Source organism: Marivita sp., from assembly GCF_048006345.1.
Taxonomy (GTDB): domain Bacteria; phylum Pseudomonadota; class Alphaproteobacteria; order Rhodobacterales; family Rhodobacteraceae; genus Marivita.
On the sequence record NZ_CP180351.1, the window covers coordinates 2,705,488 to 2,720,012 of the forward strand.

The window sequence follows — 14,525 nt, forward strand, 5'->3', positions numbered from 1 at the left end:
GATCAATACGGCGGCGTCCCAGCATCTGCCGAAAACGGAAAAAACTGCCCAATTATTGCACTAGTCGATGAAATTGTGATCGCAACCGACTTCAGACGCACGCCTCGGTTGTGATGGTTACCGTATCAACCAGCACGCTTTCCGGGCCGAGACTCACTCCAAGTGCCAGCGCTTGCAGCATTTCTTCCGCGCCACTTGCCCTCACTTGAAGCCCATCTTCCACCCGTTCCGTCGTGACACGGACCAAACCCAACTTGTGGGCATGGCGGTCAATCCACGCGGGAAAATCCGCGCTGTGCACGTCGCCGGTCAGCAGAATTCGCGCGTGGGCTTGGCCAGACATGCGGTGCGCCTCGAGGAATGTTCAGTCGATATGGGATTTCGGCATCATCATGTGGACGCCTTTTTCCCTGTTCACAGTTTGCGTGATCCGCAGATCCCCCGCCAGAGAACACAACATATAGGCCTCGGCCCGGCTGATCCCCGCGCGCTGCGACACGATGGTGATCATGCGGCGCAACGCAATCTCGACGCAGACATCCAGATCGGGATGCATGCCCATGGTGATGATATGCGTGGGTGTCTCGGCTTCGGGATAGGTGACATCCAGATCGCGGCGCACGGTCAGGCGAAACCGACCCTGAAGCGCGGTTTCGATGGCCGTCACGCAGACTTCGCCATCCCCCTGTGCGCCATGTCCATCGCCGCAGGAAAACAGCGCGCCTTCTGTATGGACCGGCAAATAAAGCGTCGTGCCCGCCACCAGTTCCTTGTTGTCGAGATTGCCGCCATGAGCACGCGGTTCGATGGTCGAGATGCGCCCCCAAGCCCGAGGCGGAGCAACGGCCATCACCCCAAAGAACGGCGCAAGGGGCAGCTTTAGACCCCAAGGCATGGTCGCTTCATTCCTGTCCCGATCCAGTGGGATGATGACCTTGTGGGTTTCGTCGAAATCTTGCGGCAATGTGCCCACCAATGGGCGGATGACGTTGTAGCCCCAGTCCTGCCGAAGCCCAACATCAAGAATATCGACCTGAAGCACATCGCCGGGCATCGCGCCATCGACCGCCACTGGCCCTGTCAGGATGTGACCGGGCACCTTGGGGACGCCGGTTTCGTGAATCGCCAGCAGCTCGGGCGGGATGTGGAACCCGATCTTTGGCAAGACATCTGGTCCGCCGGAGACGGAATTCATCGTCACTTCGGCCCCGCTGGCAACAGTCGCGACTGCATCAAGTGTCGCGTCGAAATAGCCCCAGTGGCATGTTTTGGGTCCAGCCTCGATGATCATGCGGGAAGCCTCTGTTCAGCCAATGTCACCCAATAGGAACAGCCGGTCGGGATGACCTCGTCGTTGAAGTCATATTCAGGGTGATGCAGGCCCGGCCCCGGCCCGATCCCAAGCTGGATATAGGCACCGGGACAGGCTTGCAGCATGTAGGCGAAATCCTCGCCCCCAGTGGTGCGCGGCGCGTCCGGGATACACGTCCCTGCCACGCCTTCGGCGGCGCGGATACAATGTTCGGTTTCCACGTCATGATTGACCATGACCGGATAAGGCTCTTCGTCAAATCCCAACTCGGCGGTGGCGCCGTAACTTTGTGCGGTCAGTTCCGCGATGGCCCTGATCCGTTCGAGCGTTTTGGCCCGCACATCCATGTCAAAGCTGCGGACTGTGCCACGCAGGACCGCGTGTTCCGGGATCACGTTGAACGCCTCGGATTCCGTGCGGAACGAGGTGACCGAGACCACGACCGCCTGCTGTGGATCGGTGTTGCGCGACACCACAGATTGCATAGCCATTACAATGGCAGATGCGGCAAGTGTCGTGTCCACCGTGTTGTTGGGACGAGCGGCATGTCCACCCTTGCCGCGCACATTGATGTGGAAGCTGTCGACCGCAGCGTAGAACGCGCCGGGGCGGATTGCGAATTGGCCGAGCGGCAAAAGCGGTGAATTGTGCAACCCGTAGATTTCTGAAATCCCGAACTTTTCGATCAACCCATCCTGCACCATCGCCTCGGCTCCGGCACCGCCCTCTTCGGCGGGCTGGAACACGACGGCGACCGTACCGTCGAAGTTGCGGGTCTCCGCCAGATACTGCGCCGCCCCGAGCAGCATCGCGGTGTGCCCGTCATGGCCGCAGGCGTGCATCTTACCCGGAGTTTTCGAGGCATGCGCTGCCCCTGTCGCCTCAAAGATCGGCAGTGCATCCATATCCGCGCGAAGGGCGATGGTCTTGCCCGACCGGTTCGTCTTGCCCTGAATCAGCGCCACCACACCGGTGCGCCCGATACCTTCCACCACGCTGTCACATCCGAACGCGCGCAGCTTGTCCGCAACGATCCCGGCGGTGCGCGGAAGGTCATATTGCAGTTCGGGATGCTCGTGCAAATCCCGGCGCCATACGGTGATCTCGGGGTGCAATTCAGCAAAACGATTGCGGATGGGCATGATATCTCCCGTGTCTGATTTGGGTGGATGCCTGCATCAGACCCGATAACCGAGGGAGTGGCAAACGGGAAACTTGACGAATGGTGCGGGCGGTGGGACTCGAACCCACACGGCGCAAGGCCTTCGGATTTTAAGTCCGATATGTCTACCATTCCATCACGCCCGCAACGCGTTATCCCTAGCCGGGGACAAGGGCGAAAACAATGGTTTGGATTGCCGATTTCCGGCAAATGCGCAGCGCTTCAGCGCAGGATCAGAGGTCGTCGCCCTTGGGCTGCTTGATAAGGGCGCGTTCGCCCAGCCACGGGTTCAGGGCAACCGCTTCCTTGAGGATCGGCTGCGCCTCGTCGTCACGGCCCATGGCGATAAGGGTCAGCGCCTTGCCGGTCAAAGCCCCTGTATGGCGCGGGTTCAGGGCAATCGCCTGATCAAGGTCGGGCAGAACCGCAGGGTAATCCCCGCGCAGGTAATTCACGTAAGCGCGCTGGTTGTAGCCTTCCGCGTAGAAGGGACAGTAGGACACCAGTTTGTTCAGCCGGTCGGTGGCACGAAGGTAATCACCCACCCGCGCGGCGCGAAGGGCTTCGTCCAGCATCATCTGCGAGGGTTCATCCGGCGCTTCAAGCCACAGATCCCACATCTGACTTGAGAATGTCCGAGCTATCATCTCGTTCGGGGCGCGTTGCACCTGCGCATAGAGAGCATCAAGGGCAGCCGTGTGATCGGGCGCCACAGGACACCCATCTGCTACTGCACTTTGCGCCGCAACTACGGCAAGGATTGAAATCATACTCCGCATGGATGCATTTGGCAGGGACACCCCGGTTCGGTCAAGTCACGTTCCCGAAAGTCTCTTCTTTTACCGCTTGCATGGCGACATAGGTCGAGGTGGCCGCGACATGTGGCAGGGTCGAGATCTTTTCGGCCAACACCTTGCGATAGCTGCGCATATTCGCGGTCCGCACCTTGAGCAGGTAGTCGAAATTCCCGGCGATCAGGTGGGCCTGTTCGATCTCGGGGATCTTGGCGACCGCCTCGTTGAAAGCGGCCAATGCGGCCTCGCGGGTCTGTGTCATTTTCACTTCGACAAAGGCGATGTGATCGAGCCCCAGCCGGATCGGATCGAGCAAGGCGCGGTAGCCCTGAATCGCTCCCATTTCCTCGAGGCGTCGCAGGCGCGCCTGCGTGGGAGATTTCGACAAGCCGATCCGGCGCGACAACTCGGTGATCGACACGCGTCCATCTCGGGCCATCTCCTGCAGAATCGCCCGGTCGAACCTGTCCAGATCGGATATATTCAATTCGCCCGCCTTTCCGGAAAAAATCAGTGCGTTTGCCATGTCCACAGCGAATAATCCGGCACTTGCCCTGCTGCTTACGCGATATTGTAGGGGATATGACTGGAGATCGCCATGCCCCGTGATGAGCTGCCCAACCTGCGCCCCCTGATCGACGACAACACCTATGTCGACGAAATCCGAAAGGTCGACACTCTGCGCACCGCCGCGCAACTGACCCAAGAGGATCGCACTGCGATCAAAGCCCGGGCAACAAAGTTGGTCACGGCGATCCGCGAAGATTCGCGCCCCGGCCTGATGGAAGTATTCCTGAGCGAATACGGCCTGTCGACCGAAGAAGGCATCGCGCTCATGTGTCTGGCCGAAGCGCTGCTGCGTGTGCCCGATGCGGCCACCATCGACGCGCTGATCGAAGACAAGATCGCTCCGTCGAACTGGGCCAGCCATCTTGGGGAAAGCACATCGCCGCTGGTCAACGCGTCAACCTGGGCGCTGATGCTGACTGGCAAGGTGCTCAAGGACGAACAACCCGGCCCGGTCGGCCATTTGCGCGGCGCGATCAAGCGGCTTGGCGAACCGGTGATCCGGACCGCCGTGGGTCGCGCGATGAAGGAAATGGGCGCACAGTTCGTGTTGGGCGAAACCATCCAGTCCGCCATGAAACGCGCGGCCAGGATGGAGACCAAGGGCTACACCTATTCCTACGACATGCTTGGCGAAGCTGCGCGCACGGAATCTGACGCACGCCGTTACCACCTGTCCTATTCCCGCGCCATCAGCGCGATCGCCGAAGCCGCCAAGTCGAAGGACATCCGCGAAAACCCCGGTATCTCGGTCAAACTGTCGGCGCTGCATCCGCGCTATGAAGAAGCGCAGCAGGACACCGTGATGAACGAGGTGGTGCCGCGCCTGCGCACGCTGGCTCAGCTGGCGCGGTCGGCCGGGATCGGACTCAACATCGACGCGGAAGAAGCGGACCGCCTTTCAGTCTCTCTCGACGTGATCGAAACCGTGTTGTCGGAACCATCGCTCAAGGGGTGGGATGGGTTCGGCGTGGTCGTGCAGGCCTACGGGCCACGCGCGGGGCATGTCATCGACTGGCTTTATAATCTGGCTGAACGGCTGGACCGCAAGATCATGGTGCGGCTGGTCAAAGGCGCTTATTGGGACACCGAGATCAAGCGCGCGCAGGTGGCAGGCCTCCCGGCGTTTCCGGTGTTCACCGCCAAACATCACACCGACATCAGCTACATCGCCAACGCGCGCAAATTGCTGGGCATGACCGACCGGATCTACCCGCAATTCGCCACGCACAATGCGCATACAGTGGCGGCCATCCTGCATATGGCGGAGGACCATACGACCTTCGAATTCCAGCGCCTGCACGGCATGGGCGAGGCGCTGCATGACATCGTCAAAGACGCCGAAGGCACCCGCTGCCGAATCTATGCACCGGTGGGCGCGCATCGTGACCTTCTGGCGTATCTCGTGCGGCGGTTGCTCGAGAATGGCGCGAACAGTTCTTTCGTAAACCAGATTGTCGACACGGACGTACCAGCGTCGGAAGTCGCCTCGGATCCGTTTGATGCGCATGACTTGCCAAAGTTGGCAACCGGTCCAGAGTTGTTCGCGCCCGAACGCCCGAACTCCAAAGGATGGGACCTCACCCATCGCCCGACCCGCGCCGCCATCGAAGCCGCGCGCAAACCCTTTGCTGGCATTCAATGGTCTGCAACACCGCTGGTGGCAGGCGATGCCGAAACCGGCGCGACGGATCCGGTGATCAACCCCGCGCGCCCCGACGACACGGTGGGGTCGGTCACATGGGCCAATTCAGGCACGGTCGTCACAGCATGTGCTGCAGCCAAGCCGTGGGAAACCTCTGCCGCAGATTGTACGGCGGTGCTGAACAAAGCCGCCGACCTCTACGAGGCGCATTACGGCGAACTCTTTGCTCTGCTGGCTCGCGAGGCCGGGAAATCGCTGCCCGACGCGGTCGCCGAACTGCGCGAGGCGGTGGATTTCCTGCGATATTACGCGGCCCGTGCAGAGGGGCCCGCACCGCAGGGCGTCTTTGCGTGCATCAGCCCGTGGAACTTTCCACTGGCGATCTTCACCGGGCAAATCGCGGCAGCCTTGGCAACCGGCAATGCCGTGCTGGCCAAACCGGCGGAGCAAACGCCGCTCATCGCTCATCGCGCCGCGCAATTGCTGCACGAGGCGGGCGTTCCGACAACCGCGCTTCAACTGCTGCCGGGCGCGGGCGATGTGGGCGCCGCATTGACCTCGAACCCGGCAGTCAAAGGCATTGCCTTTACCGGCTCGACCGAGACCGCACAGATCATCCATTGCAGCATGGCCGAGCACCTTGATCCCGGCGCGCCGTTGATCGCGGAAACCGGCGGGTTGAACGCGATGATCGTGGACAGCACCGCGTTGCCGGAACAGGCGGTGCAGGCAATCGTCGAATCCGCCTTTCAATCTGCAGGCCAGCGCTGTTCCGCGCTGCGCTGCCTTTACGTGCAGGAAGACATCGCCGACGCCTTTACCGAAATGCTGACTGGCGCGATGGACGCGCTGGTGATCGGCGATCCGTGGACCTATGGCACCGATGTCGGCCCCGCCATTGATGCCGAGGCGCGTGACGGCATCATCTCGTATGTCGATGCTGCCGAGGCCGAGGGCCGTGTTCTACACCGCTTGCCCCTGCCCGAAGGCGGCACGTTTGTGCCACCCACCCTCATCAAGGTCTCTGGCATCAACGACATGGAGCGCGAGATTTTTGGCCCTGTCCTGCACATCGCGACGTTCAAGTCGAAAGACATCGACACCGTGATCGACGCCATCAACGCCACTGGTTACGGGCTGACCTTTGGCCTGCAAACCCGGATCGACGACCGGGTGCAGCACATCTCAGAGCGGATCAAGGCCGGCAACATCTATGTGAACCGCAACCAGATCGGGGCGATTGTCGGCAGTCAGCCTTTTGGCGGTGAAGGGCTGTCGGGCACCGGCCCCAAGGCGGGTGGGCCGAATTACCTCGCCCGGTTCCGCAAGCATCTGGCAGACACAGCCGGGGAAGGATGGTCTTCGCAGGACAACAAGGATCGCCTGACCAAAGTGCTTGCCTCTGCCGACACCAAGACGTCCGCGACCAAGACCACCCTTCCCGGACCGACTGGCGAGTCCAACGTTCTGACCTCGATGGCACGTGGACCGATCCTTTGCCTCGGACCAGGTGCAGAAACAGCGGTCGCGCAGGCACAGGCTGTCGAAGCCTTGGGTGGCAAAGCTGTTGTCGCAGCAGGCAGCGTCGACGCGGCGTGGCTGGCCGATCTGCCCATGGATGGCGCCATCTGGTGGGGAGATGCGGATACCGCACGCGATTTGCGTGCCGCTTTGGCCAGCCGGACCGGTCCGATCCTGCCTCTGATCACCGGGATGCCGGATAAAGGCCACGCGTGTCATGAACGCCATGTCTGCGTCGATACCACGGCCTCGGGCGGAAACGCACAGCTTCTGAGCGGCGCGGCTTGACGCGCCGCCGCTTTGCGCCAACTGTCGCGGCATGTTTCCGATCCGCGATCACAACCCGTCGGGCCGTACGCCCTTTGTCACATACGCGCTGATCGTCGCGAATGTCGGCATTTTCCTGAGCTATTGGCCGCTCATGCAGAGCGACCAGGAGATCATGCGCTTTTACTTCGACTATGCGCTGATCCCGGCGCTGGTCAGCGAAGGTCAGGGGTTCAGCGGATTTCTCACCTCCATGTTCCTGCATGGCGGCTGGATGCACCTGATCGGTAACATGCTGTTTCTGTTCATCTTCGGCGACAACATGGAAGACGAGATGGGGCATATGGGGTTTACCCTGTTCTATCTTGCCGCAGGATTGGGCGCCGGGTTCATCCACTATATCAGCGCGCCCGGATCGCCTGTTCCGACTGTTGGTGCGTCCGGGGCCATTGCCGGGGTGATGGGCGGTTATCTCTTGCTGTTCCCAAAGGCCAAGGTTGATATCCTGATCATCATCGTGATCATTTTTCGCATCTTCCCAATCCCGGCGTGGATCATGTTGGGGCTGTGGTTCGCCATGCAGATCTTTGGCGGGTTCGGCACGGCCGCCGACGAAGGGGGCGTGGCCTATTGGGCCCATGTGGGCGGATTTGTGATCGGATTGGCACTGACGATCCCGCTCTGGCTGCGTTTGGGTGGGCCGCAGTTCTGGACGCGCACGGAAGGCCACCCGCCGCATCCTGAGGCCAAGTACCAGCTTTCCCGATCACGCGTTCCGTCGGTGCGCCGGAAATGAGTGGTCCGGTCAAGGTCACGTGCCATTGCGGCGCGGTCGAGCTTTCCGTGCATCTGAAAGACGGACTTGGCGGAGCGCGGCGCTGCGACTGTTCCTATTGCCGGCGTCGGGGGACCCCGACCGCCAGTGTGGCGCGCGCGGATCTGCGGATCGTCAAAGGCGAAGACAACCTGACGCTTTACAGTTTTGGAACCCACACGGCAAAACACTATTTCTGCAAGACCTGCGGGATATACACGCATCATCAACGCCGATCCGATCCAGACCAATACGGCGTGAACATGGGTTGCATAGAAGGCGTGAACCCGAGGGACTTTGAACCAATCGGCTGGCATGACGGCGTGAATCACCCTTCGGATCAATGATCCCACCACGCTAGACCGCAAATCCAAACAAAGCCTGAACACGCGTGATTGCACGGGTCCGTCTGCGCGTGTATCCCTCGGCAAAACCGAAATTCAAAGGAACGCGATCATGGCAGCCTATCAGTATGTCTATCACATGAGCGGGGTCTCCAAAACGTATCCCGGCGGCAAGAAGACGTTCGAAAACATCCACCTGAACTTCCTTCCCGGGGTCAAGATTGGTGTTGTCGGCGTCAACGGCGCCGGTAAATCGACCCTGCTCAAGATCATGGCGGGGATGGACACCGATTTCTCGGGCGAGGCATGGGCAGCCGAAGGGGCCAAGGTCGGCTATCTGCCGCAGGAGCCGCAGCTCGACCCGGCGCTGACCGTACGCGAAAACGTCATGCTGGGTGTGGCCGAAAAGAAGGGCAAGCTGGATCGTTTCAACGAACTTGCTATGAACTACAGCGATGAAACCGCTGACGAAATGGCCGCTCTGCAAGACGAGATCGATGCCAACAACCTCTGGGATCTGGACAGCCAGATCGACGTCGCAATGGAAGCCCTGCGCTGCCCGGCGGATGACGCGGATGTGACCACGCTCTCGGGTGGTGAAAAGCGCCGCGTCGCGCTCTGCAAACTGCTGCTTGAAGCGCCGGATATGCTGCTGCTCGACGAACCGACCAACCACCTCGATGCGGAAACCATCGCGTGGCTGCAGAACCACCTGATCGAATACAAGGGCACGATCCTGATCGTCACGCACGACCGTTATTTCCTCGACGACATCACCGGCTGGATTCTCGAACTCGACCGTGGCCGTGGAATTCCCTACGAGGGCAATTATTCCAGCTGGCTGGAGCAGAAAGCCAAGCGGCTTGAGCAGGAAGCGCGCGAAGACAAGGCCAAGCAGAAGACGCTTGAGCGTGAACTTGCATGGATGCGGCAGGGTCAGAAGGCGCGTCAGGCCAAATCCAAGGCGCGTATTCAGGCCTATGAACAGATGGCCGGTCAGTCCGAACGCGAGCGCGTCGGGCGCGCGCAGATCATCATTCCAAACGGCCCGCGTCTTGGGTCGAAAGTCATTGATGTCAATGGCTTGAAAAAGGCGATGGGCGACAAGCTCCTGATCGAGGACCTGTCCTTCAGCCTGCCACCGGGCGGCATTGTCGGCGTGATCGGCCCGAACGGGGCTGGCAAATCGACGCTCTTCAAGATGCTCACCGGACAGGAGCAGCCCGACGCGGGCGAGGTGTCTTATGGGGATACCGTCCAGTTGGCGTATGTCGACCAGTCGCGCGACGATCTGAACGCCAACGACACCGTATGGGAAGCCATCTCTGGCGGGGCGGAACTGATCAAACTCGGGGATGCCGAGGTCAATTCCCGCGCCTATTGCGGGTCGTTCAACTTCAAGGGGGGCGACCAGCAGAAGAAGGTCGGCCTGCTGTCAGGTGGTGAACGCAACCGCGTGCACATGGCGCGCCTGCTCAAGGAGGGCGGCAACGTGCTCCTGCTCGACGAACCGACCAACGATCTCGACGTCGAAACGCTCCGCGCACTGGAAGACGCCATCGAAGATTTTGCCGGCTGCGCCGTGGTCATCAGCCACGACCGTTTCTTCCTCGACCGTCTGTGTACGCACATCCTCGCCTTCGAAGGTGATGCCCATGTCGAATGGTTCGAGGGCAACTTCGCCGATTACGAAGAGGACAAGAAGCGCCGCCTGGGTGCGGATGCGCTTGAGCCGAAGCGGGTGAAGTTCAAGAAGTTTGTGCGGTAAAGGCGTAGGCCGGGCAATTGCCCGGCATTTCTTCGCGAAATTGCACCGAGATGAAGCCCGGCCTACGCTATTTCACCATACTGCCCATCCGTGACGTCAGCGACAAATTCCGGATCGACTTTGCCCAATCGTATGTCGCGATGGATCGAGGAAAAAGGCCAATCCGCAGGCCGCGAAACGAACCCATGTTTCACGGGATTGATCCAGCAATAGCGCAGATGCGCGGCATAATCCGCCTCGTCACGAATATGATGTTCCCAGAACCTTAGTTGCCAAATCGCGCATTCACCTTTGTCTTTGCGTAGGCCGGGCTTCAGCCCGGCATAGCGCCCGGATGACACAACAGGCAGTTCTGTTGGCAAAGCCAATGCCGGGCTGAAGCCCGGCCTACGCCCAACATCAGACTGACATTTCAACCTGACAAACTTGGAAAAGCGCGCTTTGATAGCGCCCCATCGGTCGGAATAATTCGGGTCGCCCAATGGCAATGTCCAGACCGCGTGTATGTGATCAGGAAGCACGACCCAGGCATCGATGCAAAACGGGCGTCTGGCGTGGGTCACCTGAACTGCTTCGCGGAGGATGTCGATTTCCTCCACCAAAAGCCGTGACCCGCTCTGGGCGAGGCAGACTGTAAAGAAAACGGGAACACCGGGCAGCCGGGGGCGCAAGTAGACAGACATGCGCCAAGTTTGACCAGATCAGGTAAAGGTCAGGTTAACTCACCCCACCCACCCGACAATCTGATCCGCGCGCATGGCGCCCGACTGCCGCGCGCCTTCGCGGCCGCCGACAAAGCGGATCATTGTCGGGATACCGCGGATACCGTAGGTCTGGCCGGATTGCGGGAAGTCCTCGGTGTTGAGTTTCACCAGACGGGCGCGGCCCTTGAGCGTGCCGGCGGCTTTGGAAAACTCCGGCCCCATCATCTTGCAGGGTCCACACCATGGTGCCCAGAAGTCGACCACCAAGGGCACCTCATCGGTGCGGGCGGCCTTTTGCAGCGTGGTCCAGTCGACCTCGACCGCCTTGCCCGGCATCAGCGTGGCGCCACAGGTCCCGCATTTGGGATCTGCATCCAGCCGGTCGTCGGGCACACGGTTGATCTGACCGCAATCAAGGCAGGTGAGTTTCTTGCCGGACATTGGTGTCCTCCCAGATATTCGGCAATCGACATATGTAGAAAGTGACCTATGGGCAAGTCCTTGCCGACCCGGGCTATCTAAAGAGAATCCCCTTGTTAAATGTGCGACAACCTGTCATAGGCAGCATCGCTAACGATCTTCTACTCGACCTTCTGTTTTCCGACACCGGCACGCAGCTTTCGATCCAGACGTGACTTTGCCGGGTTGCCGCACAAAGCGGGCAACGGACAACACAAGGATACTTCACATGGCCACTGGCACAGTGAAATGGTTCAACACCACCAAAGGCTACGGCTTCATCGCACCCGATGGCGGTTCCAAGGACGTTTTCGTTCACATCTCCGCCGTTGAGCGTTCGGGCCTCACCGGTCTGCGCGACGACCAGAAGGTGACCTTCGACATCGAAGCAGGCCGTGACGGCCGCGAAAGCGCGATCAATCTCGCGCTGGCATAAGCCACAGCGATTCTCGATCTTGAACCGCCCGGTGCCACCCGCGCCGGGCGGTTTTTCTTTTGCGGTACGGCATGAGGGCTGAAGGCGTGGCGCAGGCCTCAGCTTGCCTGAACTTGTGTCCTTTCTGTCGCAACTGACTTGGGCGCGCGACGGGCAAATGTGCAATTGCGCTTGTTTTCGCCCAAAGCGTTGGCAAAGTTCCGCAGACTTCGTTTGTACGAGTTAAGAACAACAAGGAACAGCGCTGCCCATGATTTCACGTCGTCACTTTCTGGCCGCCACCGCTGCCGGTCTGGCTGCCCCGAGTATCGCATCTGCCCAAGCTTTCCAGATCGACCCAATCTACCGCCCCCAGAATGTCCGGATCAAAAGCGAAGTGGTTCCAGGCCAAATCCTGATCCTGCCACGCGCGCATTTCCTCTATCATGTCACTCAGCCGGGTGTTGCCCGCCGTTATGGCGTTGGCGTAGGCCGCGCCGGTCTTGAATTCACCGGTACGGCCGAGATCGCGGTGAAGAAGGAATGGCCGACCTGGCGTCCGACCGACGAGATGATCGAGCGCGAGCCCGACACGTACTCGAAGTTCGTCGACAATGACTACGTTCAGCCGGGTGGCCCGGGCAACCCTCTGGGCGCACGTGCGCTCTACCTCTTCCAGAACGGGCGGGACACGTTCTTCCGCATCCACGGGACAACGGCACCCCGGTCCATCGGACAGTCCGTGTCCAACGGCTGCATCCGCATGCTGAACGAGCATGTTGAAGACCTGTACGACCGGGTGCCGATCGGGACGGTTGTCACGGTTCTCTGATTAAATATGCAGTCCGCGGGCATGATCTGCCCATGTCTCCGGATTGCCCTTCCGCTGCCATAAATCGTGCATCATTCGCGGCCATTTACTGGTCGTTAAGATATGAGGCGCATTCTTGTGTCAAAAGGGTAGAAGATGGCAGCAATCACACTTATCGCAGGAAGCATTCTCGGATGGGTGGCTGCGGCAGTGGCATTGGTTGGTGGGGCGCTTGCCTCAACAGCGATGCTGGTTTTCCTGATCACCTGCTTTGGATTTTCGGCAATCACGCTATTTGCAGCGGCTCTGCGACAGGCAAACCCGTCCTAATTTGATCGCGCGACCACCTGTTGCGGTCACGCGCAATTCTTCGCCGACCAAGTCTGCGTGTTACAGAAGAACGTGAATAACGAGCAGGTTGGGGATGATGAACACGGCTGCGATGCAGAAGAGTTTGGCCAGATGTGACGCTGTTCGGAACAACGTATTTTGTTCCAGCGCATCGCCATAGGCCATCGCGGCGAACAAAAGCGCGCCAGATTGTCCGTTTTCAATCAAACGGTTACGCTCGATATCGGCGCGTGCCTCGGCATACCGCTTGTCCAGCATCTGTTGCTCGCTTTTTGCGGCGAACCGCACGTCCATGCCTGACATGTTCACTCTCCCTGAAGTCTAAGACCGACTAAAGATGGTGCGCCGATCGCCCAAGGCAACCCAATCTCACAGGAAAGAGAAAACTTGGCTTTTTTCTTGCGTCGATTCCGGAATCATCCGAAAACTTGACCCGCAAAGTTACCATTTTCGACCACTGCTCCGACCCGGCTCAGTTAAGCGAATTTGACTGACCGCGCCCGTCGTGCCGTCTTGCACGGCGGAAGACATGACAGACAGGAGTAGAACGGATGGCCACTGGCACCGTCAAATGGTTCAACACCACCAAAGGCTACGGGTTCATTGCACCGGACAATGGCGGGAAAGACGTTTTCGTACATATTTCCGCAGTCGAGCGGTCGGGTCTGACCGGCCTTGCGGACAATCAGAAAGTGACCTACGACCTCGAAGCCGGTCGTGATGGTCGCGAAGCGGCGGTGAATATCTCGCTTGCGTGATCGCGCTCCGGGCTGACATCGGTCCGGGTCTTTGGTCTCGGTGATTGCCAGACGGCGTATCGCGTCAGGGACAAACCAGCAAACGGGCGACTTTGTCGTCGCCCGTATTCCGAGGTTTTACCTTCATGCGAACCACGCGCGGACCGCTTGTGGGCGCTTAGTCCGACGCGCGCTTGACCAGTTCCGCCACGGCTGGACCCATGGCCTCGACGATCAAATCGACACCTTCTGCATTTGGATGAATGCCATCCATCTGCATCACGTCGCGCAGTTCGGCGGGCGTGCTTCCGACAGTATAAAGACCTTCGAAAAAGCGCGGAAAGTAGAGTGCGCCATAGGCTTCGGCCAATTCGGGGTACATTGCATCGAACTCGGCCTTGTACTCCGGCCCATAGTTGCCCGGTGCTTCCATACCGACAACCAGAACGTCCAGCCCCTTGTCCTGAGCCACCTTGAGGATGCCTTCGAGATTTGCACGAGACACAGCAGGGTCAAGTCCGCGCAAGAGGTCATTGCCCCCCAAAGCCACGATCAACGCCTCGGTTGCAGGTGTCAGTGACCACTCTACACGCGACAGTCCACCTGCCGTCGTGTCGCCGGACACGCCCGCATTGACCAGACGCACATCCAGTCCCTGCTCTTCCAGCCAGACCCGCATCTTGGGAACGAACCCGTTTTCGTCGAGCAGGCCATATCCGGCTGTCAGACTGTCGCCCAAAGCCAAAATTTCGACCGGTTCGGCCTGAACTGCGGTCACTGTGCACAGGCACACAGCTGCCACGCGCACCTTGCTCAGAACCCAGGACGCCCCATATGTGAAAGAGTGAAACATG

General features: G+C 59.9%; 17 protein-coding genes and 1 tRNA gene. 8 read left to right on the forward strand and 10 right to left on the reverse strand.

What is annotated here, in order from left to right:
• Positions 1-91: 91 nt before the first annotated feature.
• The 6 genes from ACMVPR_RS13260 to ACMVPR_RS13285 all read right to left on the reverse strand — a co-directional run bounded on the left by ACMVPR_RS13260 (position 92) and on the right by ACMVPR_RS13285 (position 3,794).
• The gene (locus ACMVPR_RS13260; RefSeq protein ID WP_416883272.1) at positions 92-343 is read right to left on the reverse strand and encodes an acylphosphatase; all 252 of its coding nucleotides are present in this window, start codon (positions 341-343) and stop codon (positions 92-94) included.
• 21 nt (positions 344-364) lie between these two features.
• Positions 365-1,291 (reverse strand): acetamidase/formamidase family protein, encoded by a 927-nt coding sequence (locus tag ACMVPR_RS13265; protein ID WP_416883273.1) that lies wholly within the window; start codon positions 1,289-1,291, stop codon positions 365-367.
• Positions 1,288-2,454 carry a M20 aminoacylase family protein gene (locus tag ACMVPR_RS13270; protein ID WP_416883274.1) on the reverse strand — a complete coding sequence of 389 codons (1,167 nt, stop codon included), beginning with the start codon at positions 2,452-2,454 and terminating at the stop codon, positions 1,288-1,290. The genes ACMVPR_RS13265 and ACMVPR_RS13270 overlap by 4 nt, the downstream gene beginning before the upstream one ends.
• A gap of 81 nt (positions 2,455-2,535) precedes the next feature.
• Positions 2,536-2,620 (reverse strand) — tRNA-Leu (locus tag ACMVPR_RS13275).
• An 87-nt stretch (positions 2,621-2,707) separates the two neighbouring features.
• Positions 2,708-3,187: a tetratricopeptide repeat protein gene (locus ACMVPR_RS13280; protein ID WP_366510392.1), complete on the reverse strand. Its 480-nt coding sequence runs from the start codon at positions 3,185-3,187 to the stop codon at positions 2,708-2,710.
• Between the two features lie 97 nt (positions 3,188-3,284).
• Positions 3,285-3,794, reverse strand: a complete 510-nt coding sequence (locus tag ACMVPR_RS13285; protein ID WP_292264059.1) for an Lrp/AsnC family transcriptional regulator — start codon at positions 3,792-3,794, stop codon at positions 3,285-3,287.
• A 72-nt stretch (positions 3,795-3,866) separates the two neighbouring features.
• Between ACMVPR_RS13285 and putA the strand changes: the two genes are divergently transcribed.
• The 4 genes from putA to ettA all read left to right on the forward strand — a co-directional run bounded on the left by putA (position 3,867) and on the right by ettA (position 10,194).
• Entirely contained in the window at positions 3,867-7,289 is a 3,423-nt protein-coding gene (gene putA / locus ACMVPR_RS13290; RefSeq protein WP_416883275.1) for a bifunctional proline dehydrogenase/L-glutamate gamma-semialdehyde dehydrogenase PutA, read from the forward strand.
• Between the two features lie 31 nt (positions 7,290-7,320).
• On the forward strand, positions 7,321-8,064 hold the full coding sequence (locus ACMVPR_RS13295; protein WP_416883276.1) for a rhomboid family intramembrane serine protease: 744 nt from the start codon (positions 7,321-7,323) through the stop codon (positions 8,062-8,064).
• Complete coding sequence (locus tag ACMVPR_RS13300) at positions 8,061-8,429, forward strand: GFA family protein (protein ID WP_416883277.1); 369 nt, start codon at positions 8,061-8,063, stop codon at positions 8,427-8,429. The genes ACMVPR_RS13295 and ACMVPR_RS13300 overlap by 4 nt, the downstream gene beginning before the upstream one ends.
• 109 nt (positions 8,430-8,538) lie before the next feature.
• Positions 8,539-10,194, forward strand: coding sequence for an energy-dependent translational throttle protein EttA (gene ettA / locus ACMVPR_RS13305; protein WP_416883278.1), 1,656 nt, complete (start codon positions 8,539-8,541; stop codon positions 10,192-10,194).
• 62 nt (positions 10,195-10,256) lie between these two features.
• On the opposite strand, the gene ACMVPR_RS13310 is transcribed toward ettA, so the two are convergent.
• A complete protein-coding gene (locus ACMVPR_RS13310) occupies positions 10,257-10,877 on the reverse strand; it encodes an REP-associated tyrosine transposase (protein WP_416883279.1) in 621 nt (206 codons plus the stop codon).
• 39 nt (positions 10,878-10,916) lie between these two features.
• The gene (locus tag ACMVPR_RS13315; protein WP_292264069.1) at positions 10,917-11,339 is read right to left on the reverse strand and encodes a thioredoxin family protein; all 423 of its coding nucleotides are present in this window, start codon (positions 11,337-11,339) and stop codon (positions 10,917-10,919) included.
• Between the two features lie 247 nt (positions 11,340-11,586).
• Here ACMVPR_RS13315 and ACMVPR_RS13320 point away from each other — a divergent pair, with 247 nt between their 5' ends.
• The 3 genes from ACMVPR_RS13320 to ACMVPR_RS13330 all read left to right on the forward strand — a co-directional run bounded on the left by ACMVPR_RS13320 (position 11,587) and on the right by ACMVPR_RS13330 (position 12,913).
• Complete coding sequence (locus ACMVPR_RS13320) at positions 11,587-11,793, forward strand: cold-shock protein (protein ID WP_072776072.1); 207 nt, start codon at positions 11,587-11,589, stop codon at positions 11,791-11,793.
• A 250-nt stretch (positions 11,794-12,043) separates the two neighbouring features.
• The gene (locus tag ACMVPR_RS13325; RefSeq protein ID WP_300588445.1) at positions 12,044-12,604 is read left to right on the forward strand and encodes a L,D-transpeptidase; all 561 of its coding nucleotides are present in this window, start codon (positions 12,044-12,046) and stop codon (positions 12,602-12,604) included.
• A 135-nt stretch (positions 12,605-12,739) separates the two neighbouring features.
• A complete protein-coding gene (locus ACMVPR_RS13330) occupies positions 12,740-12,913 on the forward strand; it encodes a hypothetical protein (RefSeq protein ID WP_416883280.1) in 174 nt (57 codons plus the stop codon).
• A 60-nt stretch (positions 12,914-12,973) separates the two neighbouring features.
• Here ACMVPR_RS13330 and ACMVPR_RS13335 read toward each other — a convergent pair whose 3' ends face one another.
• Positions 12,974-13,237 (reverse strand): hypothetical protein, encoded by a 264-nt coding sequence (locus tag ACMVPR_RS13335; RefSeq protein WP_416883281.1) that lies wholly within the window; start codon positions 13,235-13,237, stop codon positions 12,974-12,976.
• 248 nt (positions 13,238-13,485) lie between these two features.
• Between ACMVPR_RS13335 and ACMVPR_RS13340 the strand changes: the two genes are divergently transcribed.
• The gene (locus ACMVPR_RS13340) at positions 13,486-13,692 is read left to right on the forward strand and encodes a cold-shock protein (protein WP_292264078.1); all 207 of its coding nucleotides are present in this window, start codon (positions 13,486-13,488) and stop codon (positions 13,690-13,692) included.
• A gap of 157 nt (positions 13,693-13,849) precedes the next feature.
• On the opposite strand, the gene ACMVPR_RS13345 is transcribed toward ACMVPR_RS13340, so the two are convergent.
• Positions 13,850-14,524 (reverse strand): arylesterase, encoded by a 675-nt coding sequence (locus ACMVPR_RS13345; protein WP_416883282.1) that lies wholly within the window; start codon positions 14,522-14,524, stop codon positions 13,850-13,852.
• Position 14,525: the final 1 nt, after the last annotated feature.